General features: G+C 73.4%; 20 protein-coding genes and 1 tRNA gene. 13 read left to right on the top strand and 8 right to left on the bottom strand.

Going from position 1 to position 23,037, the window contains the following annotated elements; genetic code table 11:
• Positions 1-7: 7 nt before the first annotated feature.
• Both OG994_RS21050 and OG994_RS21045 read right to left on the bottom strand, forming a co-directional pair.
• On the bottom strand, positions 8-1,501 hold the full coding sequence (locus OG994_RS21050) for a DUF4352 domain-containing protein (RefSeq protein ID WP_328850714.1): 1,494 nt from the start codon (positions 1,499-1,501) through the stop codon (positions 8-10).
• A gap of 119 nt (positions 1,502-1,620) precedes the next feature.
• A complete protein-coding gene (locus tag OG994_RS21045) occupies positions 1,621-2,277 on the bottom strand; it encodes a 4'-phosphopantetheinyl transferase family protein (protein WP_328850713.1) in 657 nt (218 codons plus the stop codon).
• A gap of 279 nt (positions 2,278-2,556) precedes the next feature.
• On the opposite strand from OG994_RS21045, the gene OG994_RS21040 reads away from it, so the two are divergent.
• Positions 2,557-2,823, top strand: a complete 267-nt coding sequence (locus OG994_RS21040; RefSeq protein ID WP_120327535.1) for a hypothetical protein — start codon at positions 2,557-2,559, stop codon at positions 2,821-2,823.
• A 353-nt stretch (positions 2,824-3,176) separates the two neighbouring features.
• Here the strand turns inward: OG994_RS21040 and OG994_RS21035 are convergent, their stop codons facing one another.
• Positions 3,177-4,826, bottom strand: a complete 1,650-nt coding sequence (locus OG994_RS21035) for a dolichyl-phosphate-mannose--protein mannosyltransferase (protein WP_328853760.1) — start codon at positions 4,824-4,826, stop codon at positions 3,177-3,179.
• Between the two features lie 135 nt (positions 4,827-4,961).
• Between OG994_RS21035 and rsmI the strand changes: the two genes are divergently transcribed.
• Positions 4,962-5,801: a 16S rRNA (cytidine(1402)-2'-O)-methyltransferase gene (gene rsmI / locus OG994_RS21030; protein WP_396844988.1), complete on the top strand. Its 840-nt coding sequence runs from the start codon at positions 4,962-4,964 to the stop codon at positions 5,799-5,801.
• A 32-nt stretch (positions 5,802-5,833) separates the two neighbouring features.
• On the opposite strand, the gene OG994_RS21025 is transcribed toward rsmI, so the two are convergent.
• Complete coding sequence (locus tag OG994_RS21025; RefSeq protein WP_407942540.1) at positions 5,834-6,868, bottom strand: hypothetical protein; 1,035 nt, start codon at positions 6,866-6,868, stop codon at positions 5,834-5,836.
• A 149-nt stretch (positions 6,869-7,017) separates the two neighbouring features.
• Between OG994_RS21025 and metG the strand changes: the two genes are divergently transcribed.
• Complete coding sequence (gene metG, locus OG994_RS21020; RefSeq protein WP_328850711.1) at positions 7,018-8,820, top strand: methionine--tRNA ligase; 1,803 nt, start codon at positions 7,018-7,020, stop codon at positions 8,818-8,820.
• Between the two features lie 139 nt (positions 8,821-8,959).
• Here the strand turns inward: metG and OG994_RS21015 are convergent, their stop codons facing one another.
• Both OG994_RS21015 and OG994_RS21010 read right to left on the bottom strand, forming a co-directional pair.
• Positions 8,960-9,811 carry an alpha/beta fold hydrolase gene (locus OG994_RS21015; RefSeq protein WP_328850710.1) on the bottom strand — a complete coding sequence of 284 codons (852 nt, stop codon included), beginning with the start codon at positions 9,809-9,811 and terminating at the stop codon, positions 8,960-8,962.
• A gap of 110 nt (positions 9,812-9,921) precedes the next feature.
• The gene (locus tag OG994_RS21010) at positions 9,922-11,139 is read right to left on the bottom strand and encodes a hypothetical protein (protein WP_328850709.1); all 1,218 of its coding nucleotides are present in this window, start codon (positions 11,137-11,139) and stop codon (positions 9,922-9,924) included.
• 87 nt (positions 11,140-11,226) lie between these two features.
• Here OG994_RS21010 and OG994_RS21005 point away from each other — a divergent pair, with 87 nt between their 5' ends.
• The 6 genes from OG994_RS21005 to OG994_RS20980 all read left to right on the top strand — a co-directional run bounded on the left by OG994_RS21005 (position 11,227) and on the right by OG994_RS20980 (position 17,317).
• Positions 11,227-12,135, top strand: coding sequence for a TatD family hydrolase (locus tag OG994_RS21005; RefSeq protein WP_328850708.1), 909 nt, complete (start codon positions 11,227-11,229; stop codon positions 12,133-12,135).
• A gap of 64 nt (positions 12,136-12,199) precedes the next feature.
• Positions 12,200-13,069, top strand: coding sequence for a 16S rRNA (adenine(1518)-N(6)/adenine(1519)-N(6))-dimethyltransferase RsmA (gene rsmA, locus OG994_RS21000; RefSeq protein ID WP_328850707.1), 870 nt, complete (start codon positions 12,200-12,202; stop codon positions 13,067-13,069).
• Positions 13,070-13,146: 77 nt separating this feature from the next.
• Positions 13,147-14,097: a 4-(cytidine 5'-diphospho)-2-C-methyl-D-erythritol kinase gene (locus tag OG994_RS20995; RefSeq protein ID WP_328850706.1), complete on the top strand. Its 951-nt coding sequence runs from the start codon at positions 13,147-13,149 to the stop codon at positions 14,095-14,097.
• Positions 14,098-14,209: 112 nt separating this feature from the next.
• Entirely contained in the window at positions 14,210-16,015 is a 1,806-nt protein-coding gene (locus tag OG994_RS20990; RefSeq protein WP_328850705.1) for an ABC-F family ATP-binding cassette domain-containing protein, read from the top strand.
• Between the two features lie 116 nt (positions 16,016-16,131).
• Positions 16,132-16,584, top strand: a complete 453-nt coding sequence (locus OG994_RS20985) for a DUF4383 domain-containing protein (RefSeq protein WP_120327543.1) — start codon at positions 16,132-16,134, stop codon at positions 16,582-16,584.
• 253 nt (positions 16,585-16,837) lie between these two features.
• A complete protein-coding gene (locus OG994_RS20980) occupies positions 16,838-17,317 on the top strand; it encodes a DUF4383 domain-containing protein (protein ID WP_120327544.1) in 480 nt (159 codons plus the stop codon).
• A 43-nt stretch (positions 17,318-17,360) separates the two neighbouring features.
• On the opposite strand, the gene OG994_RS20975 is transcribed toward OG994_RS20980, so the two are convergent.
• Positions 17,361-18,041, bottom strand: coding sequence for a TetR/AcrR family transcriptional regulator (locus OG994_RS20975; protein WP_120327545.1), 681 nt, complete (start codon positions 18,039-18,041; stop codon positions 17,361-17,363).
• A gap of 226 nt (positions 18,042-18,267) precedes the next feature.
• A complete protein-coding gene (locus OG994_RS20970; RefSeq protein ID WP_120327546.1) occupies positions 18,268-19,230 on the bottom strand; it encodes an acyl-CoA desaturase in 963 nt (320 codons plus the stop codon).
• A gap of 131 nt (positions 19,231-19,361) precedes the next feature.
• On the opposite strand from OG994_RS20970, the gene OG994_RS20965 reads away from it, so the two are divergent.
• The 4 genes from OG994_RS20965 (at position 19,362) to OG994_RS20950 (ending at position 22,983) form a co-directional block, all read left to right on the top strand.
• Complete coding sequence (locus tag OG994_RS20965) at positions 19,362-20,231, top strand: helix-turn-helix domain-containing protein (RefSeq protein WP_328850704.1); 870 nt, start codon at positions 19,362-19,364, stop codon at positions 20,229-20,231.
• 7 nt (positions 20,232-20,238) lie between these two features.
• Positions 20,239-20,310: transfer RNA gene (locus tag OG994_RS20960), tRNA-Gln, on the top strand.
• 60 nt (positions 20,311-20,370) lie between these two features.
• Complete coding sequence (gene glmU, locus OG994_RS20955; protein ID WP_328850703.1) at positions 20,371-21,945, top strand: bifunctional UDP-N-acetylglucosamine diphosphorylase/glucosamine-1-phosphate N-acetyltransferase GlmU; 1,575 nt, start codon at positions 20,371-20,373, stop codon at positions 21,943-21,945.
• Between the two features lie 57 nt (positions 21,946-22,002).
• On the top strand, positions 22,003-22,983 hold the full coding sequence (locus OG994_RS20950) for a ribose-phosphate diphosphokinase (RefSeq protein ID WP_120327549.1): 981 nt from the start codon (positions 22,003-22,005) through the stop codon (positions 22,981-22,983).
• Positions 22,984-23,037 lie beyond the last annotated feature (54 nt).

Genomic DNA, 23,037 nt, shown 5'->3' with positions numbered 1-23,037 from the left:
GACACGACTACGGCCGCCAGGAGCCGGCGGGCCGGAACCGGTGCAGGTACTCCACCACGCCGTTCCTGTCCGCCACGTTGAACACCAGCGTGCCGGTGCGCTTGCCGCCGGCCGCCACGTCACCGGCCTCCATGGACTCCCCGCAGAACGAGGCGTACCCGGAGGCGGAGCTGATCTCCGCCCCGTCCGCCGCCACCCACCGGAAGTAGAGCGGGTTGACCGAGACGGTGCCCTTGGTGACCTCCACCGTCACGTCGGCGAGCAGGTACGTCCCCCGGTCCGGGGCCAGCCCGAACTCCTCGCAGGCCTTGCTCCGGGTGCTGACCTTCGTCACGGTGATCTCGACGGTCCCGTCGTCGTCGCTGATCACCAGCGTGTCACCGATCGCCATGTTCCGGGTCTCGCCGTCGGCGGTGGCGCGGGGGCCCGCCGTCGGGCCGCCGGGTAGCGCCGGTTCCCTGGTGGGCGTGTCGTCCAGGTCCCCCGTCGGCAGCGTGGTGGGGAGCGAGCTGACCGCCTCGTCCGCCTTCTGCGCGCCGACGATCAGCGCCACGGCGCCACCACCGCAGCAGAGCAGGGCCAGCACCGCCACCACGATGACGACGATCAGCACCGTCCGGTTCGACTTCTTCTGCGGGGGCGGATAACCCGCACCGGGCGGGTACGCGCCGGGCATCGGCGGGTACGGCGGCTGCGGCCCACCGGAAGGCGGGTACGGCGGCTGAGGCGCACCGGGGGTTGGGTACGGCGGCTGCGGCGTGCCGAGCTGGTACGGCGGCTGCGGCGCGCCGGGCGCGGGCGGGTACGGCCCGGGCGGCGCCGGCTGCTGGGGAACGCCCGACACCGGCGGCTGGGGCGCGCCCGACACCGGGGGCGCGGTGGGCGGGGCCCAGGGACTGACCGGGGCCGGCGGAGGGGCGACGGTGGGTTCGCCCGACGCGGGTGGCTGCGGAGCCGCCGAGACGGGAGGCTGCGGGGCTCCCGGCGGGGCCGACACGGGCGGCGCGGCGGGCTGCTGCGGGGAACCCCCGATCGGCGCCCACGGGTTGTGCGGCATCCGGGTCGTCGCGTCGCCCGGATCCCGCGGCGCCGGTGCCGCGGGCGGACCGCCCGCGCCCAGCGCGGGGCCGCCCGGCTGCGCAGGCCGGATCGGTGCCGTCGGGAACGCCTCGGTCGGCGGTTCGGGGATCGGCTGGGTGGGCGGCTCGGCCGTCGGCTGCGTCGGCGGCATCGGGAACGCCTGGGTGGGCGGCTCGGCCGTCGGCTGGTTCGGGGGCTCCGCGATCGGCTGCGTCGGCGGCTCCGCGATCGGCTGGGTGGGCGGCGTCGGGAACGCCTGGGTCGGCGGCTCGGCGATCGGCTGGGTCGGCGGCTCCGGCATCGCCTGGGCGGGCGGCTTCGGCATCGGTTCCGTCGGGGGTTCCGGCATCGCCTCGGTGGGGGGCTCCGGCTGCGGCTTGTCGGCGTCGTGCGGCCCGGTGGGCGGCTCGGGGTGGCTCACCGTACTCCTTGAATCGTGCCGTGTGGGGTTGGAATCCCGCCGACGCTACCGCGCCCGGGCGACGGCCCGGCGCGGCGACATGTCCAGGGCGGCGGCATTGCCGGCAGCGCCGCGGGCGGTCAGGGCAGGGGGAGCACCGCGGCGGTACGGACGAGGCCGTCGGACACGGTGAAACGGCCCCGTACCGTCCTCGGTGGACGCGGGACCGGCGCGGCGTCCACCCGGGCCGGTGCGATCCGGGCGGTGAAGGTGCCCTCGTCCGGGTCGATCTCCAGCCGGGCGTCGGTGAAGTCGAGCCACGTGCCGACCACCGGGTGCCAGACCTTGTAGACGGTCTCCTTGGCGCTGAACAGCACCGCCGGCCAGGAGACGCCGCCCGGCAGCCGGGCGAGGTGGTCGTCCTCCTCGGGCAGGCAGATCATCCGGCGTACGCCCGGGTTGAGCTCCTTGTGCTGCTCGGCGTCCATCCCGACGGCGCGGACGTCGGTGGCGCGGGCGGCGGCGGCCGCGCAGTACCCGCGCGTGTGCGTGATCGTGCCCACCACGCCAGCCGGCCAGACGGGCGCGCGGTCGGCGCGCGACGGCACCGCCTCCTCCGGCAGCCCGAGCGCGGTCATCGCCCGGCGGGCGCAGACCCGCCCCGCGGTGAAGTCCCGCCGCCGGCTCTCCACCGCCCGTTCACTGAGGCAGGCGAGTTCCTCGGCGAGCAGGCGGCCGGTCCAGTCGTCGGGCGTGGCCACGGCCACCGCGACCTCGGGCGGAAGCAGGTCACGCATCACGACCTCCACCACAGCCGTACGCCCCGACGTGGCGCCCGCCGCCGGGCAGGGCGACCTCGGCGGGCAGGCACGCCTGCGGGTGTCGAGGTGACCGCCGGCGGCACATGTGCCGTACGGTCAACTTTCTGACTGCCATGAATGGGCAAGGTACCGCAACGATGTAACGCAGGATTGTCCCGGAACGCGGGTGTGCGTGCCCAGAGTGGGCGCCGACCGCGTGCGGTCGATCCGGGCCGAGCTGCTTCGGCCCCTGTCAGGAACCGGAGAGGGAGTGCGATGACCGGTGGTGCCGAGCCGTCCGGCCAGGTGAGCGACGAACACGCACCGGAGATGCCGGGCTGGAGGTGCGGCTCCTGCGGCGAGGACTGGCCGTGCGCCACGAAGCGCAGCCGGTTGCTGACGGAGTACGGCGACCGGGCGACCCTCAGCGTCTATCTCGGATCCTGTCTCGCCGCCGCCAGCGAGGACCTGCGCACCGCGTCCGTGACGTCCCTTCAGGACCGCTTCATCGGCTGGCTCCCGCGAGGGCCGCGCACGACCTGACCGCGGCGCACCACCTGACGGCCGCGCACCACCTGACCGCCGCACGCACCGGCCGTGCACTCTCGCGCGCCGCCGTCGGCTTCGCGCGCCGCCGTCGGCTCCCGCCCGCCCGCGTCGGCTTCCCACCCGCCGCCGACTTCCGCGCACCCGCCGTCGGCCCTCCGGTGACCGTCGGTCAGCTGGCGAATCTGCCTCATGAACAGAAGGTGTCCGTCAGGAATCTGACCCAAGTCGACCCGTTGTGCGGGTGGTGCGCGGTGGTTAAGCTTCACCTGCGCGCCCCAATCGCCCGCTTCCCCCGTGGCAGGCGATCGGGGCGCGCTTTTTGTCCGCCCGAGCCCGGTTCCGCCGGGTCAGATCCAGCGGCCGCCCAGCCACATGCGGGCCGACCAGTCCGCGTACGGCATCACCGTGCCCACGAAGATCGGGTAGAAGTACGCGAAGCAGAGCGCGACCAGCAGCATGTAGGCGCCCACGACGACCCCGCCGACCAGCCGGCGGTCGTACCCCGGCTCGCCGGGCGCGGGTGACCGGACCGCGCCGGCGCCCACCCGGGCGGGCGAGATGATTGCGCCGAGCACGTAGACCACGGCGAGCACCAGGAACGGCAGCGCGGGCGCCGTGTAGAAGGAGAACATCGTCCGCCCGTCCAGGGCGAACCAGAACCAGGGCAGCAGGCCGGCGGCCACCATCAGCAGGATGGCCCCCGCCCGCCAGTCCCGGCGGGCGAGGCCGAGCCAGGCCACCGCCACCAGGGCCGGCAGGAACGACCACCACAGCAGCGGGGTGCCGAGCAGCAGGATCTCCGCGGCGCAGCTCGCCGCGCCGCACGGCCCGTCGCTCGACCAGTGGAAGGCCACCGGCCGCCCCAGCAGCAGCCACTGCCACGGCCAGGACTGGTACTTGTGGGGGTCGTCGAGCTGGGCGTGGAAGCCGTACGCCGCCTTGTGGTACTGGAAGAGGTTGATGAGCGGCCCGATCACCGGGGTGTCGCTGAGCGGGGCGCCCGGGTACTTGGAGGCGAGGCGGTAGTAGCCGTCGTCGGTGAGCAGCCAGCCGGACCAGGTGGCCAGGTAGGTGCCCACCATGAGCACCCCGGCCAGCGCGAGCCACGGCAGTTCCTCCACGAGCGCGTTCCGCCACGGCCGGCGTACTCCGGCCGACCGGCGGACGCCGGCCTCCCAGAACAGGACCAGCAGCACGAACGCGGGCAGGAAGTAGAGCCCGCTCCACTTGACGGCGCAGGCGCAGCCGAACAGCACACCGGCGGCGAGCCGCCACCACGGCCACTCCCGCCACCCGCCGGTCGGACGCCCGGCCCGGCCCGGCAGCGTGGGGTCCAGCCCGGCCTCCAGGGCGCGCGCCCAGCGGCGCCGGCGGGCGTCCCGGTCGAGCACGAGCGCGCCGAACGCGGCCAGCACGAAGAAGAGCAGGAAGATGTCGAGCAGCGCCGTGCGGGACAGCACCAGGTGGAAGCCGTCCAGCGCGAGCAGCAGCCCGGCCGCGCAGCCGAGCGTGGTGGACCGGAACAGCCGCCGGCCGACGCGGACGAGCAGCAGCACCGAGAGCGTCCCGACGACGGCCGCCGAGAAGCGCCAGCCGAACTCCGGCGCGGTCGTCACGAGGTGCCCGGGCACGGAGATCCCGCTCTCCGCGTCCTGGTAGCCGAACGCCCACTCGCCGAACCCGATGAGCCACTTGCCGAGCGGCGGGTGCACCACGTACGACGGGCCGCCGTCCTTGTAGTTCCACTCGACGCCGCGCGAGATGAGCCCGTACGCGTCCTTGGCGTAGTAGGTCTCGTCGAAGATCTTGCCGGCGGGGCCGGAGAGGCCGAGGAAGCGCAGGATGCCGGCGATGAGCACCACCACCCCGGTGGCCGGCCACGACCACCGGTCGAGCCGGGCGTCGACGGTGGCCAGCCGTGCCCGGACCACCGCCGGGATGCCGGCGTCGGAGGCGGGGGCGGCGGGCCGGGCGTCGGCCGTCGGCTCGAACTCCACGTGGACCGCTTTCGCGCTCTGTGCTGTCGACGCACTCGTCACCCGGCGATCGTAGGCTGCGGAGGTGGCCGGTGGCGCCCGTCGTCCCGGATACCATCACGCTGTCGATCAAGGAGCGGAAGATCCGTGGGTGATATGTCGGATGGCGGGCGTCTCGTCCTGCTCGGCGCGCCGCTCGGCAATCCGGGCGACGCCTCGGCACGGTTCCGGGAGATCCTCGCCGCCGCCGACGTGGTGGCCGCCGAGGACACCCGCCGCCTCACCCGGCTGGCCAGAGACCTCGGTGTCACCGTCCCGGGCCGGATCGTCTCGTACTTCGAGGGCAACGAGGAACGACGTACCCCGGAACTGGTGGAGGTGATCCAGGCCGGCTACGTGGTGGCGCTGGTCACCGACGGCGGCATGCCGAGCGTCTCCGACCCCGGCTACCGGCTGGTCCGGGCCGCTCTCGACGCCGGGGCGCCGGTCACCGCCGCGCCCGGGCCCAGCGCCGTGACCACGGCGCTCGCCCTCTCCGGGCTGCCCGTCGACCGGTTCTGCTTCGAGGGGTTCCTGCCCCGCTCGCCGGGTGCCCGGCGGTCCCGCCTGCGGGCGCTGGCCGGCGAGGAGCGCACCCTGGTGTTCTTCGAGGCGCCGCACCGGGTCGCGGGCGCCCTGGCCGACCTGGCGGACGCGTTCGGCGCCGACCGGCCGGCCGCGCTCTGCCGGGAGCTCACGAAGACGTACGAGGAGGTGCTGCGCCGGCCCCTCGGCGAACTGGCCCGCTGGGCCGCCGAGGGAGAGCCACGCGGCGAGATCACGCTCGTGGTGGCCGGCGCGCCGGCGACCGCACCGGAGCGCCCCGACGACGACACGCTGCGGGCCGCCGTGGCCGACCGGGAGGCGGCCGGCATGAGCCGCCGGGACGCGGTCACCGACGTCGCCACGGCGTACGGCCTGCGCCGCCGCGACGTCTACGACGTCGTCCACCGCTGACCCGCCCCCGCCCGACCGGTCTCCCCCGGGGTCTACCAGGCGGCGGTCAGGAAGCCCAGCAGGATCAGGACGGGGCCGGCGAACGCGGCGCCGACGGCCCAGCGCCGCGCCCGGGGCCCGGACAGCCGGGTCGCGCCGGTCCAGCGGGCGATCCCGGCGCCGCAGCCCACCACCGCCAGCAGTCCGAGCAGCCAGCGCAGGTGGTGGGCGGCGCCCGCGGTGTCGGCGTACGCGGTCGTGCCCCGCGGACCGGTCATCCGGGCGGGGAGCGCGCCGCCGGTGGTCGCCCGGTCGGCCGGTACGCCGCTGACCCGTACCCCGTGTGCGACGAAGAGCCCGCCGTCGGCCGTGAAGATGCCCCGGCAGCGCTGCGTCAACCCGCCCCCCGTGCAGTCGGTGAGCACCACCGTGCCCGCGGCGCGGTGGCCCAGCGCCACCCAGAGCGGACCGGCGCTCACCCACGCGAAGAACGTCGCGACGAGGCTCAGCGCCAGCAGCGCGGCGAGCCCGGGCAGCGGGTCGGGCGGGTACGCCGGTCGGCGGTCACGCCGCCGGGCGGCGCGGTCGGGCCGGACCCGCTCCGGCGGGAGGTCGTCCCGGATCGGCGTGCCGTCCCAGTGCACCTCCTCGATGGGCTTCCAGTCGGCGGGGTCCTCGTCGGCCGGCGCGCCCACCCGGGCCAGGCGGCGCCAGCGCTTCGGCTGCCGTACGGGCACCCGGCGGGGCAACGCGTCCACCGGCGCCCCGGTGGTCGGCTCCACCTCCACGGCGGGCTCGGCCCGGTCGCGAGCGCGCCCGGTGGCCGCGCGGCTCACCTGGTGCGGTGCCGCCGGGCCGTCCGGCCGCTGCGCCACCTGCCCGGCCCCGCCGGGGAGCGTGGCGTCCTGGCCGGCCCGGCCCGGCCGCGTGGCCTCCGGCTGCCCGGGGCGGCCGTCCGAGGGCGTGGACGGCTCGGGCAGGTGATCCGCCGGGTCGCCCTGCCGTGGGGGCGTGGGCCGCTCCCGCGTCGCCCGCCGGGGGCGCTCGTCCTGCCTCCGGGTTCCTCGTCTGCCAGCCACGACGTTCATTGCACACCCACGACCGGGCCGGGTCGGGCAGCTCAGGCCGTGTGTCGGCGACAAATCGGACCAACGGGGGAGCGGCTCGCGCCCGTCCGTCGACGCGCGGGCCCCATTGGTTCGCAGCCGCCCGGTGCGGGTCACTAGGCTTGCTGGTCATGAGTCACGTTCTCGCGGCGGTTGCCTGGCCGTACGCCAACGGCCCGCGCCACATCGGCCACGTATCCGGTTTCGGCGTTCCCTCCGACGTCTTCAGCCGGTACATGCGCATGGCCGGCCACGACGTGCTCATGGTCTCCGGCACGGACGAGCACGGCACGCCCATCCAGGTGCAGGCCGACGCGGAGGGCGTCACCCCGCGCGAGCTGGCCGACCGCTACAACCGGGTGATCGTCGAGGACCTGCACGGCCTCGGGCTGTCGTACGACCTGTTCACCCGCACCACCACGCGCAACCACTACGCGGTGGTGCAGGAGTTGTTCGAGGGGATGTACCGCAACGGCTACATCGTGCCGAAGACCACCATGGGGGCGATCTCCCCGTCGACCGGCCGGACGCTGCCCGACCGCTACATCGAGGGCACCTGCCCCATCTGCGGCTACGACAGCGCCCGCGGTGACCAGTGCGACAACTGCGGCAACCAGCTCGACCCGGTCGACCTCATCAACCCGAAGTCGAAGATCAACGGTGAGACGCCGGAGTTCGTCGAGACCGAGCACTTCTTCCTCGACCTGCCCGCCCTCGCCGACGTGCTGCGGCAGTGGCTCGACACCCGCGAGGGCTGGCGTCCCAACGTGCTGCGGTTCTCCCGCAACCTCCTCGACGACCTCCAGCCCCGCGCGATCACCCGGGACCTGGAGTGGGGTGTGCCGATCCCGCTCGAGGGCTGGCGCGACCGGCCCGACAAGCGGATCTACGTCTGGTTCGACGCCGTCATCGGCTACCTCTCCGCGTCGATCGAGTGGGCCCGCCGTTCCGGTGACCCGGAGGCGTGGCGCCGGTGGTGGTCCACCGACGGCGAGGGCAAGGACGCCCGGACGTACTACTTCATGGGCAAGGACAACATCGTCTTCCACTCGGTGATCTGGCCCGCGCTGCTCGCCGGCTACTCGGGCGAGGGGGCGCGCGACGGCGAGCCGGGCGAGCTGGGCCGCCTCAACCTGCCCACCGAGGTGGTCTCCAGCGAGTTCCTCACCATGGAGGGGCGGAAGTTCTCCTCGTCCCGCCGGATCGTCATCTACGTCCGCGACTTCCTGGAGCGCTACGACGCCGACGCGTTGCGCTACTTCATCGCGGTGGCCGGGCCGGAGAGCAACGACACCGACTTCACCTGGGCGGAGTTCCTGCGCCGCAACAACGACGAGCTGGTGGCCGGCTGGGGCAACCTCGTGAACCGGTCCATCTCGATGGCGGCGAAGAACTTCGGCGCGATCCCCCCGGTCGACCCGGCGGGCCTCACCGAGGCCGACGAGGCGCTGCTCGCCACCGCCCGGGCCGGTTTCGCCACCGTCGGGGACCTGATCGCGCGCCACCGGCAGAAGCAGGCCATCGGCGAGGCCATGAAGGTGGTCGCCGAGGCGAACAAGTACCTCTCCGAGCAGGCACCGTGGAAGCTCAAGGGCGAGGCCGACAAGCCCCGGATGGGCACCATCCTGCACGTCGCCCTCCAGGTGGTCAGCGACGCCAACACGCTGCTCACGCCGTTCCTGCCGCACTCGGCGCAGAAGGTGTACGAGCTGCTCGGCGGCACCGGCGTGCACGCGCCGATGCCGCGGATCGTCGAGGTGGAGGACCTCGACGGCGGGCCGTCGTACCCGGTGCTGACCGGTGACTACACGCAGGGCGCGCGCTGGGAGTCCGTACCCCTGGAGGTCGGCCGGCCGCTCGCGGCCCCGAAGCCGGTGTTCCGCAAGCTCGACCCGTCGATCGTCGACGAGGAGTTGGCCCGGCTCGGCGCCTGAGCGGCGGCGCGGATCCCGCCGCAGGCCCGTACACGGCGGTGCGGCCCGGGGCACCCCCGGGCCGCACCTCACCCGGCCGGCCCGCGGGCCGGCCGTGCCCGGTCCGCGCCCCGCACCAGGCGCGGACCACGTGTGGGCGTCAGGCGCGCGCCATGGTCGGCGCGCCGATGAACTCCATGATCGCCTGGTTGACCTCGTCGGCGTTCGTCCAGGGAATGCCGTGCGGGGCGCCCTTCAGCGTGATCAGCCGGCTGCCGGCGAGCATCGGCTGGAGACGCTGGCCGGTCTTCGCGTACGGCAGCACGTTGTCCTTGTCGCCCTGCACGATGAGCACCGGCACGTCGATCTGGGGCAGGTCACCCCGGAAGTCGGTGAGCCAGGCGTCCACGCTGTCGTGGGTGCCCTTCGCGGAGGCCCGCGCGCCGATGTCCCAGTGCGCCCGGTACGCCTCCTCGCTGACCAGCCGTCCCTTGTTCTCGTCCCAGTTGAAGAAGTTGTTGCAGAACTGGGTGAGGTAGGCGAAGCGGTCCTGGATGATCGCCTGCTTGAAGCCCTCGAAGAGGCTCTTCTCCACGCCCTCCGGGTTGTCCGCGGTCTGGAGCAGGAACGGCGCGAGCGGGGCCAGCAGGATGGCCCGGTTCACCCGCTGCGAGCCGTACGCGCCGAGGTAGCGGGTCACCTCGCCGGTGCCCATCGAGTGGCCGATGAGGATCACGTTGCGCAGGTCCAGCTCCGTCATCAGCACGTCGAGGTCGGCGGCGAAGGTGTCGTAGTCGTACCCCATCGTCGGCTGCGCGGAGTTGCCGAATCCCCGCCGGTCGTACGTGATGACCCGGTACCCGGCGTTCAGCAGCGGGATGGCCTGCTTCTCCCACGTCGCGCCGTTGAACGGGAAGCCGTGGATCATCACGACCGGCTGACCGGAGCCGTGATCCTCGTAGTACAGGTCGATGGGCGCGGAGTTCTCCGTCCCCACGGTGATGAAGGGCATGCTCTTCTCCTGAATCGGGCTCGGTTCTCTCCTCGCCCCGGCGCATTCCCGTCCGATGCGCCGATATGCCCCCGTCACGCCGCGTCACCCCGCCCGCCGGCGGGCTCCCGTCAGAGCGGGTAGCGGACGTCCACCACCCGGTCGTCGGTCACCTCCGCGCCGGGCGCCCACGTCTCGTACACGCCCCGGTCGTGGCACTGCGCCCCGGTGGCGGCCACGGTGTCCGGATCCGGCCGCCGCAGCCGCACCCGCAGCCAGCCCGCCTCCTCCCGCAGCACGACGCACGCCGCGCCCCGCCACTCCGCGAGCCGCAACCGCCGGGCCACCGTCTCCACCGGGTACCGGGCGGCCCGCGTCATGGCGAGCACCCGGAACCCGCCGGGCAGGTCGGCCACCGCCTCGTACTCGTTCCCGCCGTACGTGCCGACGAGGTGGGTGGAGCGGGCGACGTCCCCGGTCGGCACGTACTCCTGGTCGGGCGACAGCCCAGGGACCGCGGCGAGCAGGTGCCGCCACTGCGGCCCGACCATCCGCAGCCAGCCCCGCTGCTCGGCCTGGTAGGTGTAGAGCACCACCTCGACCCCCTCGGCCGGGTAGGCCACGAGGGTGGCGTTCGCCGGCATCGGCAGGTCGGCGAAGTCGCGGGTGACGAACTCCGGGACCAGGTGGGTGCTGGAGGGCACGAAGCCGGTGCCGAGCACGGGCGGGCCCGCCCGGTCCCGGGGCGCGAGCGCCGTGAGGCCGAGGTGCGCCTCGCCCGCCGGCACCTCGTAGTCGACCGGGTCGGCGGCCCGCCACCGCAGGGCGTACGCCACGTCCATGCCGTCGCGGCCGGTCTCCCCGTCCGTGCGCAGCACGGTCGTGGCCGCCGGCGTACGCAGGTGCGCCACGTCGTGTTCCCGGTAGCAGAAGCCGTGCGGCAACCAGCCCCGCACGTACCCGGCGAGCTGCCGCGCCGACAGTATCTTCACCATCCGGGTGCCCCGCCGGACCACCGCCGAGCCGCGCACCGCGGCGAGCACGGGGTCGCCGGCCGCGTCGGGCCGCTGGCTGAGCTGGTGCACGTACGCCCAGCCGCGCTCGCGGTGCACCGGCATCATGAGCGGCGCCTCCGGCTCCTCCGACGCCTCGGGGGCTCCGTGCACCGCGTCGATTTCCGTGACGTGCACAAAACGCCGCCACGGCAGGGCCGAGCCGGGCCGGGGCGACCACTCGAACCCGGCCACCTCGTCGGCGCTGAACAGCTCGTACGCGGCGCCCCGGACGATCTCCTCGGCCGGGTAGACGGCACCGCCGTACGCCACCCGCAGCCCGGTCCGGTCGCTCATCCGGCGACCGTAGAGTCGCTCCGGGTAGCCGAGGTGAACAGCAGGTGGCGGGCGGATGGCCCGGCACGGTGTGTGATCCTTTGGGTGATGACCGAGCCAACCGAACAGACGACCGACCGGACCGAGTCCCGCCGCGCCCGGGCCGCCCGCCGGGCGGGGGAGTTCCCGCCCGCGCCGGAGCCCCTGCCCCGCCCGGTGCTCGACAGCCACACCCACCTGGACATCACCGTCAGCGAGGCCGGCGTCCCCGGCGGCGGCACCGCCGACGACCCCGTCGCCGCGGCCGTCGAGGTCGCCACCCGGGTCGGCGTGGACCGCCTCGTGCAGGTGGGCGTGGACGTCCCGTCCTCCCGTTGGGGGGTGGAGGTCGCGGCACGCTACCCGGCGGTGGTCGCCACCGTGGCCCTGCACCCGAACGACGCCCCCCGCCTGCCCGACCTCGACGAGGCGCTGCGCGAGATCGAGGCGCTCGCCGCCCACGACCGGGTGCGCGGCATCGGCGAGACCGGCATGGACTTCTTCCGCACCGGCGACGAGGGCCGCGCCGCCCAGGAGGAGAGCTTCCGGGCGCACATCGCCATCGCCAAGCGGTACGGCAAGGCGCTGGTCATCCACGACCGCGACGCGCACGCCGACGTGCTGCGCGTCCTCGATGACGAGGGCGCGCCCGAGACGGTGGTGCTGCACTGCTTCTCCGGCGACGCCGAGTTCGCCACCGAGTGCGTACGCCGCGGCTACCTGCTGAGCTTCGCCGGAACGGTCACCTTCGCGAGCGCCAACGCGCTGCGCGAGGCCGCCGCCGTGACCCCGCTCGACCAGATCCTCGTCGAGACCGACGCCCCGTACCTCACGCCCACGCCGCACCGGGGCCGGCCCAACGCGTCGTACCTCATCCCGCTCACCGTGCGGTCGCTCGCCGCGACCACCGGCGCCGACCTCGACGACCTCTGCGCCGCCATCTCCGCGACGGGCGACCGGGTGTTCGGGCCGTGGTGACGCCGCCCCGGCGACGGCCGGGGTGCGCGCCGCTCGCGCCCGCTCCCCGCCTACGCTGCTGCCCATGACCGGTCTCCTCGGCCCGGCGGAGATCCGGGACCTCGCCGCCCGGCTGGGCGTCGCACCCACCAAGAAGCTCGGGCAGAACTTCGTGCACGACCCGAACACGGTGCGGCGGATCGTCACCACGGCCGGTCTCGCCCCCGACGACGTGGCGCTGGAGGTCGGCCCCGGGCTCGGCTCGCTCACCCTGGCCCTGCTCCCGGTCGCCGCCCACGTGCACGCCGTGGAGATCGACCCGGTGCTGGCCGGCGCGCTCCCCGAGACCGCGGCGCGGCACGCCGGCCCGGACGCCGCGCGCCTCACCGTGCACCACGCCGACGCGCTGCGCGTCACCGCCGCCGACCTGGCCGACCCGCCGCCCACCGCGCTGGTGGCGAACCTGCCGTACAACGTCGCCGTGCCCGTGGTGCTGCACCTGCTCGCCGAACTGCCCGGCCTGCGGCACGGCCTGGTCATGGTGCAGAAGGAGGTCGCCGACCGGCTGGTCGCCGGTCCCGGCTCCAAGGTGTACGGCGTCCCGTCGGTCAAGCTCGCCTGGTACGCCCGCGCCCGGGCCGCCGGCCGCGTACCCCCGAACGTCTTCTGGCCGGTGCCGAACGTCGACTCCGGCTTGGTCGCCTTCACCCGGCGGGAACCGCCCCGGCCCGACGTGGCCCGCGAGCAGGTGTTCGCGGTGGTCGACGCGGCGTTCGCCCAGCGGCGCAAGACCCTGCGCGCGGCCCTGGCCGGCTGGGCCGGCGGCGCCGACCGGGCCGCCGCCACGCTCACCGCCGCCGGCGTGGACCCCGGCGCGCGGGGAGAGTCGCTCACCGTCGAACAGTTCGCCGCCATCGCCGCGTCGGCTCCGGCCGTCCCCGCCGCCCCGAAGTAGGCTGAGGCCGTGCCCGCCGAGGAACTGATCGTGGAGAAGCCGTTGGACGCCCGCCCGCACGTGCGAGACACCGCACCGTGACCGAGGCCTGGCGACCGGACGGCGAGGACGGGCGGCGCGGAGCCGGCGGGCCGGTGAAGGTGCGCGTGCCGGCGAAGGTCAACCTGCACCTCGGGGTGGGCCCGCTGCGCCGCGACGGCTACCACGAGCTGAACACCGTCTACCACGCGATCTCCATCTACGACGAGCTGACCGCCCGCCCCGGCGACACCCTCACCCTCACGATGGAGGGTGAGGGCGCCGGCGAACTGGCCCTCGACGACTCCAACCTGGTGATCCGGGCCGCCCACGCGCTCGCCGGGTACGCCGGCGTGCTCCCGCACGCCCGGCTGCACCTGCGCAAGCAGATCCCGCTCGCCGGCGGGCTGGCCGGCGGCAGCGCCGACGCGGCCGCCACCCTCGTCGCCTGCGACGCGCTCTGGGGCACCCGGCTCTCCCGCGAGGAACTGGCCGGCATCGCCGCCGACCTCGGCTCGGACGTGCCGTTCCTCATCCACGGCGGCACGGCGCTGGGCACCGGCCGCGGCGAGGCAGTCAGCCCCGTCCTGGCCCGCCCCACCTCCTGGCACTGGGTGGTCGGCATCGCCGACGGCGGCCTCTCCACTCCCGCCGCCTACCGCGAGCTGGACCGGCTCCGCGAGGCCGGCACGGCCGGCCCGCCGCTGGGCAGCACGGACGCGCTGCTCGCCGCGCTGCGCCAGCGGGACCCGCGGGTGCTCGCCGCCGCGCTCGGCAACGACCTCCAGGACGCGGCGCTCGCCATGCGCCCGGCGCTCGCCGACACCCTCAAGGCGGGCGAGGCGGCCGGCGCGCTCGCCGGCATCGTCTCCGGCTCCGGGCCGACCTGCGTCTTCCTGGCCGCCGACGAGGCGCACGCCCGCGGCCTCGCGCGTGACCTGACGGCGGCCGGCGTGTGCCGCGAGGTCCGGGTGGCACACGGCCCGGTGGCCGGCGCGCGCATCGTCTGAACATCCCGGCCGGACCGTCGCCGGGCACCCCACCGGGCCTGTCCGCGTACCCTGGAAGGCCAGGCGTCCCGTGCCCGCCGGCACCGGACGCCTTGATCATGGAAGGTAGGTCGTGGCCAACATCGTCAACCTGGACCGGGTGTCCAAGGGCTACGGGGCGGCCGGGCAGCTGCTCACCGACGTCTCGCTCGGCCTCGACGACGCCGACCGCGTCGGCGTGGTCGGCCTCAACGGCGCCGGCAAGTCCACCCTGCTCCGCCTGCTCACCCGCACCGAGGCGCCGGACGACGGCCGCGTCACCCACCGCCGCGACCTGCGGGTCGCCTGGCTGCCGCAGAACCTCACGCTGTCCCCGGACGCCACCGTCCGGGACGTCGTCCTGGGCACCGAGTGGCTCGACGAGAGCATGGGCGCCGAGCACGAGTGGGCCGGCGACGCGGGCGTCCGGGCCATCCTCGACGGCCTCGGCATGCCGCACCTCGGCCTCGACCAGCCCGTCGGCCCCATGTCCGGCGGCGAACGCCGCCGGGTGGCGCTCGCCGCCCTGCTGGTGCGCGACTCCGACCTGCTGATCCTCGACGAGCCCACCAACCACCTCGACGTCGGCGGCGTCGACTGGCTGGCCCGGCACCTGCTCGGCCGCAAGGGCGCCGTCGTCGTCGTCACCCACGACCGCTGGTTCCTCGACGCCGTCTGCACCACCACCTGGGAGGTCGCCGACCAGACCGTCCGGTCCTACGAGGGCGGCTTCGCGGCCTGGACACTGGCCCGGGCCGAGCGGGAACGGGTCGCCGCCGCCACCGAGGCCCGCCGGCAGAACCTGCTCCGCAAGGAGATCGCCTGGCTGCGCCGGGGCGCGCCGGCCCGCACCTCCAAGCCGCGCTTCCGCATCGAGGCCGCCAACGCGCTCATCGCCGACGTCCCGCCGCCGCGCGACACCATGTCGCTGCAACGGCTCGCCACCGCCCGCCTCGGCAAGCAGGTGTACGACCTGGAGGGCGTCACCCTGCACGCCGGGCCGAAGGAGATCCTGCGCGACGTCACCTGGCAGGTCGGCCCCGGCGACCGGATCGCCATCCTCGGTGCGAACGGCGCCGGCAAGACGACGCTGCTGCGGATGCTCGCCGGTGTCACCCGCCCGCAGGCCGGCCGGTTCGTCACCGGCTCCACCGTGCGGCCGGCGTTCCTCTCCCAGGAACTGGCCGAGCTGCCCGGCCAACTGCGCGTGCTCGAGGCCGTCGAGGAGGTGGCCCGCCGGGTGCAGCTCGGCGACCGGGAGATCTCCGCCGCCCAGCTCGCCGAGATCTTCGGCTTCGACGACCGGCGGCTCTGGACGCCGGTCAGCGACCTCTCCGGCGGGGAGCGCCGCCGGTTGCAGATGCTCCGCCTGCTCGCCGGCGAGCCGAACGTCCTCCTCTTCGACGAGCCCACCAACGACCTCGACACCGACACCCTCGCGGCGCTGGAGGACCTGCTCGACTCCTGGCCGGGCACGCTGATCGTGGCCAGCCACGACCGCTACCTCATCGAGCGGGTCACCGACGTCGTGTACGGGCTGTTCGGCGACGGCCGTCTCGTGCACCTGCCCGGCGGGATCGACGAGTACCTCGCCCGCGCCGCCACCCAGCCCGGCTCCGCCGCCGCCGAAGCGGTGCCACCGACGACCCCGGAGACCCCGGCCCGCACCGGCCTCTCCGCGGCCGAGGTACGCCAGGCACGCAAGGAACTGACCCGGCTGGAGCGGCAGATCAGCAAACTCGAACAGCGCGAGGCCGGGCTTCTCGACCAGCTCGCCGAGCACGCCACCGACTACGCGAAGGTCGCCGAGCTGGACGGCCAGCTCAAGGACCTGCGGGCCGAACGGGAGCGCACCGAGGAGGCGTGGCTCGCCCTCGCCGAACAGCTGCCCGCCGACTGACGCCGTCGCCCACCACCGACCGGACGCGCAGGTGGGGCCCCCGTGTGCGGCGTCACACCCAGACGTAGGCGAGAATCATGGTCGACCCTCAACCGAACGGCCTTGGAGACTCAGACATGCACACCCCCGTCAACCACCCCGCGCGGCCGATCTACCGGGCGATCGGCGGGCTGGCCGGTCTGTACCTCGTGCTCTTCGGTGTGCTCGGCATCATCACGTGCGCGGGCAACGACGTCCTCGCCCAGGACGACACCCGGGTCCTCGGCCAGGGCACGAACCTCGGCTTCTCGCTGGTCAGCGTCCTGCTCGGGATCCTGGTGCTGGCCGGCACCCTGCTCGGGCGCAACATCGACGTGATGATCAACCAGTGGCTGTCGTACCTGCTGATGGCCGTCGGCCTCGCCGGGCTCGCCTTCCTCCGGACCGAGGCGAACATCTTCAACTTCAGCATCCCCACGGTCATCGTCATCATGGTCCTCGGCCTGGTCCTGCTGCTGGTCGGCATGTACGGCAAGGTCGGCACCGACGAGGAGCGGGACGCCTGGCAGAAGGCCCGCCTCGTGCTCTGATCCGTCACGCCCTCCGGTCACGCCTTACGTTTCGCCGGAGCCCGACCTGCTCCGGGCGGTCATGCCCGTTCCGCAGGTCGGGCTCCGGCGAAACCCGTCTGTGGCCCCGCTCGTGCCGCCGACCATCCCCGTCGCGCGCCGGCCCGCCGGTCCGACCGTCCCCGCCGGCCGGCTCGGCGGTTCGGCGGACAGTTGGCACCTCCGCGCGCGACAATCCTCCGGAACCGGTCATCACGGGCGGAGGAGAGGCTCCATGGCGCACTTCCCGGTGAACCATCCGGCGCGGCCGATCTACCGGGTCCTCTCCGGACTCATCGGGCTCTACATCCTCGTCTTCGGCGTCTGGGGCGTCGCACAGACCGCCGGTGAATCCCTGTTCGGCCGGGGCAGCCACTGGGTGCTCGGGCTCCGCACCAACCTCGCGTTCTCGATCGCGTCGGTGATCTTCGGCGCCTTCCTGCTGATCGGCGCGTCCCGCCGGACCAACCTCGGCCACTACATGAACCTGACCGCCGGCATCGTCTTCCTGGTCGTCAGCATCCTCATGATGGCCGTGCTGCAGACCGAGGCCAACATCCTGAACTTCTCGATGTCGACGGTGATCGTCTCGATGATCTTCGGCCTGGTGCTCCTCGGCACCGGGCTCTACGACAAGATCGGTACGCCGGAGCACGCCGACGAGGAGCGGAACCGGCGCAACCACCCCGTCTCCGAGGCGCACACCCGCCGCTGACCCGGCTCCGCACCGCCGGCGCGGCGGACGGCGGCCAGGACGGTCAGCGACCTCGGGACGTGATGAGCGTGGGCTTCGACTCCAGGTGCGACAGCCCGTTCCACGCCAGGTTCACCAGGTGCGCCGCCACCGTCTCCTTGCGCGGCTTGCGGACCTCCAGCCACCAGCGGCCGGTCAACGCCACCATGCCGACCAGCGCCTGCGCGTAGAGCTCGGCCAGCTTCGGGTCGTACCCACGGCTCTTGAACTCGGCGCCCAGGATGTGCTCGACCTGGTGCGCCACGTCGTTGAGGACGCTGCTGAAGTTGCCCGTCGCCGACATCAGCGGCGACTCCCGGACCAGCACCCGGAACCCGCTGGTCTCCTCCTCGATGTAGCTGAGCAGGGCCATCGCCGCCTGCTCCAGCAGCTCCCGCGGATGGCCGGCGGTGAGCGCCGTGGTGACCCGGTCCAGCAGCGCCCGGACCTCCCGGTCCACCACCACCGCGTACAGCCCCTCCTTGCCGCCGAAGTGCTCGTAGACCACCGGCTTGGAGACCTTCGCCCGGGCCGCCACCTCCTCGACGGACGTCGCGTCGAACCCGCGCTCGGCGAACAACTGTCGCCCGATCAGGATCAGCTGCTCCCGACGCTGGGCCGCCGACATGCGTACGCGGGACGACTTGCCAGCCGCCGCGGCGCTCGACCGTCGCCGGCCGCCGTCCTTGCCCGGGACATCCGCCATCTCGTCACCTCGCTGGCGCTCGGTGACGCCCTGCCGTGGGATGGTTCCTCCGCTGTGCCCGTTCACCTCGCCGCCTCACTGGCGTACGGCCGGAAGACGCTGTCGCGTCGTCCGACCGTACCCGCCTCGGGCCCGGCCCCCGTGTCTCCGTGCCGCGCGGCAAGCCCCCCACCTTGTTCGGTCATCCGGACATACTGCCAGGTAACCGGGGGGTGCATCGCCCGCATTACGGCGCCGCCGGTGACACCATCTTCGCCGCGATCCGCTCCGGCTTCGGCCAGCGGACGTCGTACGCCGCGCCGAGCTTCTCGAAGAACCAGATCACCCGGGCCGAGATGTCGACCTGGCCGCGCAGGACGCCGTGCCGCGCGCAGGTCGGGTCGGCGTGGTGCAGGTTGTGCCAGCTCTCGCCGAAGGACAGGATCGCCAGCGGCCAGAAGTTCGCGGCCCGGTCGCCGTTGCGCATGACGAAGGGGCGCTCGCCGTAGACGTGGCACACCGAGTTGATCGCCCAGGTGACGTGGTGCAGCAGGGCGACGCGGACCAGGCCACCCCAGAAGAACGCGGTGAGCGCGCCCTGCCACGACCAGGTCAGCAGGCCACCCATCACCGCGGGGCCGAGCAACGAGATCGCCACCATCAGCGGGAAGAGGCTGTCGACCCGGCGGATGTCCTTGTCGGCGAGGAGGTCGGGCGCGAAGCGCTCCCGGTTGGACATCTCCCGGTTGAACATCCAGCCGACGTGTGCGTGGAACATGCCCCGGGTCAGGCCCCAGACGCTCTCGCCGAAGCGCCACGGGGAGTGCGGGTCGCCCTCCAGGTCGGAGAAGGCGTGGTGGCGCCGGTGGTCGGCCACCCACTGGATGATCTCGCCCTGGACGGAGAGCGAGCCGGAGACCGCCAGCCCGACGCGCAGCCAGCGGCGCGCCTTGAACGAGCCGTGGGTGAAGTAGCGGTGGTACCCGACCGTCACACCGAGCCCGGAGATCACGTACCAGAACGCGGCGATTCCGACGTCGGTCCAGCTCAACCAGCCGCCCCAGGCCATGGGCACGGCGGCGATCAACGCCGCGAACGGGATCACCACGAACGCCCAGAGGGCGACGAGGATCCCGGGCGACTGGCTGCCCTGGGTCAGTGGCTTTGGTCCGGGTCCGGAGGCCTTCGGTTCGAGGAGAGCGGTCGACATGACACCTCACAGCAAGGGGAAGAGGACGATCTGAAAGCTACGCCTACGTCACCGTAACTTACGGAACCGTAGATCGCACGGGGAAGTTCACGAGTCGGGGTTCGTCGTACCCACGTCCTAGCGTTCGATGCATGACGGACCCACTCGCTTCCGAGGTGCGCCGGCTGCGCACCGTCGAGGGGCTTTCCGTCCGCGAGATCAGGGCGCGGACCGGGGTGGGCCGCAACCGGGTCTACGAGTTGCTGCGTGGAGTTCCGCCACCGGAGTGGACACGTCGTCCCAACGCCAGGGACGACCTGCGTCGCCGGGCGATCGAGCTCCGCGCGAGCGGCTGCTCGCTAGCCGAGATCGCCGCGTGCGTCGGGGTGGCGAAGTCGACGGCGTACCAGTGGGTACGGGACGTGCCGGCTTCGGTGGAGGACGACGCCGTCCGGCAGCGCCGGAAGGCGCACGCGAAGGCGATGTCGGAGGCGCGCTGGACCGCGCACCGGGCGGAGCGGGACGCCGCCCGGGCCAGACAGCACGCGGCGGCCGCCAGGGTGGTGGGCCCACTCGGCGAGCGGGATCTGCTGCTGCTCGGCGCGGCGATCTACTGGTGCGAGGGCGCGAAGTCGAAGCCGTGGCGCCGGGACGACCACGTCCAGTTCATCAACAGCGACCCTGGACTGCTGGCGCTGTTCCTGCGCTTCCTGGCGGCCTGCGGTGTCGACCCGTCGGTGCCGAGCTACCGGGTGAGCATCCACGAGAGCGCCGACGCCGAGGCCGCGACCAGCTGGTGGGCCGGGCGGCTCGGGCTGCCGGCCGACCGCTTCCGCCGGCCGACCCTGAAGAGACACAACCCGTCCACCGTCCGGCGCAACACCGGCACCGACTATCACGGATGTCTCGTGATCACGGTGCCGCGTAGTCGCGAGCTCTACTGGCGAATCGAAGGTATGATCGCCGAGCTGTTCGAAAGAGCGGCCGGCGCGGGCGTTGAAGAAACGGACCGCGATGCTTGACATTCAATGGGGTGTGGGGTAACGGCAACCCGCAGGCCTTTGGAGCCTTGAGCTCCTGGTTCGAATCCAGGCACCCCAGCTCAGGCAGCTTCAACCATTCGTCAAGGCCGTGCCAGTCCTCGGTCGACGTCTGGTTAGCATGGCCGCGACAGTGTCGCCGTCCCGACGGGAGCCACTCGTGTCCCAGCCCCACCTCCGCACCGTTGTCGTGCTCGCCGCCGGTGAGGGCAAGCGGATGAAGTCGGCGTTGCCGAAGGTCCTGCACCCGCTGCTCGGCCGTACCCTGCTCGGGCACGTCCTGAGCGCGGCGGCGCCGCTGGAAGCGGACCGCACCGTGGTGGTGGTCGGTCACGGTGCCGACCAGGTCCGCGCGCACCTCGCCGAGATCGCGCCGGACGCCATCCCGGTGCTCCAGGCCGAGCAGCTCGGCACCGGTCACGCGGTGCGGATCGCGTTGGAGGCCGTCCCGGACGCCACCGGCACGGTGGTCGTCATCAACGGGGACGTGCCCCTGCTCCGTCCCGAGACGGTGAGCGCCCTCGTGCACGCGCACGAGCAGGCCGGCGCCGCCGCGACGGTGCTCGCCGCCGAGGTGCCCGACCCCACCGGCCTGGGCCGGATCGTGCGGGCCGCCGACGGCCGCCTGGAGCAGATCGTCGAGGAGCGGGACGCCACGCCGGCGCAGCGGGCCATCCGGGAGATCAACGCGGGCAGCTACGCGTTCGACGTGGTCCGGCTGCGTGACGCGCTCGGCAAGCTGTCGACCGACAACGACCAGGGCGAGGAGTACCTCACCGACGTCTTCGGCCTGCTGAACTCCGCGGGCGAGCCGGTGGCGGTGCACGTCGCGCCGGACCATGTGGAGACGCTGGGCTGCAACGACCGGGTGGAGCTGGCGGCCCTGCGCCGGCTGCTGCGCGACCGGATCAACGAGGGGTGGATGCGCACCGGGGTGAGCCTGCTCGACCCCGAGACCACCTGGATCGACGTGACGGTCGCGCTGGACCGGGACGCGGTGGTCGACCAGAACACCCAGCTGCGCGGGGCCACGGTCGTGGGCTCCGGCGCCGTGGTGGGGCCGGACGTGACGCTCGTCGACACCGTGGTCGGCGAGGGCGCCACCGTGCTGCGCAGCCACGCGGTGGGCGCCGAGGTCGGTCCGGGGGCCAGCGTGGGCCCGTACGCGTACCTGCGGCCGGCCGCCCGGCTGGCCGGGAAGGCGAAGGTCGGCACGTTCGTCGAGGTGAAGAACTCCGAGGTCGGCCCGGGCGCCAAGGTGCCGCACCTGTCGTACGTGGGTGACGCGACGATCGGCGCGAAGGCCAACATCGGCGCGGCGACGATCTTCGTGAACTACGACGGGGTGAACAAGAACCGGACGGTCGTCGGCGAGGGCGCGTTCATCGGCTGCGACACGAGCCTGATCGCGCCGGTCGAGGTGGGCGCCGGGGCGTACGTGGCGGCGGGGAGCGCGATCACCCAGGACGTGCCGCCGGGTGCGCTGGGGGTGACCCGGGCGCCGCAGCGTGCCATCGAGGGCTGGGTGGCTCGCAAGCGCCCGGGCACGGTGTCCGCGGAGGCGGCCGAGCGGGCGCTGCGGGCCGCGGAGGGTGCGTCGTCGGGTGCCGCGGCGGCAAGCGAAGGTGAGGCAATCCACGGGGATGACCACGCACTGGGCGGGGAATCCCGTGGGGGAGATACTGCAACCGACTAGTCCCCGGCCCACCACCACCGTGCCGGGCAAAACCGACCAACGGGAGCAGACGGGCCCATGGGCAGCATCGTCGCCGAAAACCGCAAGAGCCTGATGCTCTTCACCGGACGTGGCTTTCCGGAGCTGGCCAAGGAGATCGGCGAGGTGCTCGGCGTCGCGCCGACGCCGGCCGACGCGTACGAGTTCGCCAACGGCGAGATCTTCGTACGGTACCGGGATTCCGTGCGTGGTTCGGACGCCTTCGTGGTGCAGTCCGTCACGCACGGCGTGAACACCTGGGTCATGGAGACCCTCATCATGATCGACGCGCTGAAGCGCGGCTCGGCCAAGCGGATCACGGTCGTCCTGCCGTTCTACCCGTACTCGCGGCAGGACAAGAAGCACCGCGGGCGGGAGCCCATCTCGGCGCGGCTGATCGCCGACCTGCTGAAGACGGCGGGCGCGAACCGCATCCTGACCGTGGACCTGCACACCGCGCAGATCCAGGGCTTCTTCGACGGCCCGGTGGACCACCTGTTCGCCATGGACGTGCTGGCCGAGTACGTGGAGCGCCAGTACGCGGGCCGGCCGCTCACGGTGGTCGCGCCGGACTCGGGCCGGGTGCGGGTCGCCGAGCGGTGGACGGACCGGCTGGGTGGCTGCCCGCTGGCGTTCATCCACAAGACGCGGGATCCGCTGAAGCCGAACCAGGTGGTGGCGAACCGCGTGGTCGGTGACGTGGAGGGCCGGGTGTGCCTCATCGTCGACGACATGATCGACACGGGTGGCACGATCTGCCGTGCGGCGGACATCCTGCGCGAGTCCGGCGCCGACGACGTGATCGTCGCGTCGACCCACGCGTTGCTCAGCGACCCGGCGACCGAGCGGTTGAAGAACAGCCCGATCAGCGAGGTCGTGGTCACGAACACGCTGCCGCTGCCTCCGGAGAAGCAGCTCGACAAGATCACCGTCCTGTCGATCGCGCCGCTGCTGGCCCGGGCGATCCGGGAGGTCTTCGACGACGGCTCGGTGACGACCCTGTTCGGTGGCCTGAGCTGACGGTCCGACCGGGATCCTGAGGGCGGTCCGGCGGCTCGGCACGGCCCGCCGTCG

Origin of the sequence: Micromonospora globbae, from assembly GCF_036184225.1 — a bacterium.
Taxonomy (GTDB): Bacteria; Actinomycetota; Actinomycetes; order Mycobacteriales; family Micromonosporaceae; genus Micromonospora; species Micromonospora globbae.
This window is presented reverse-complemented; position numbering and strand designations above follow the sequence as displayed.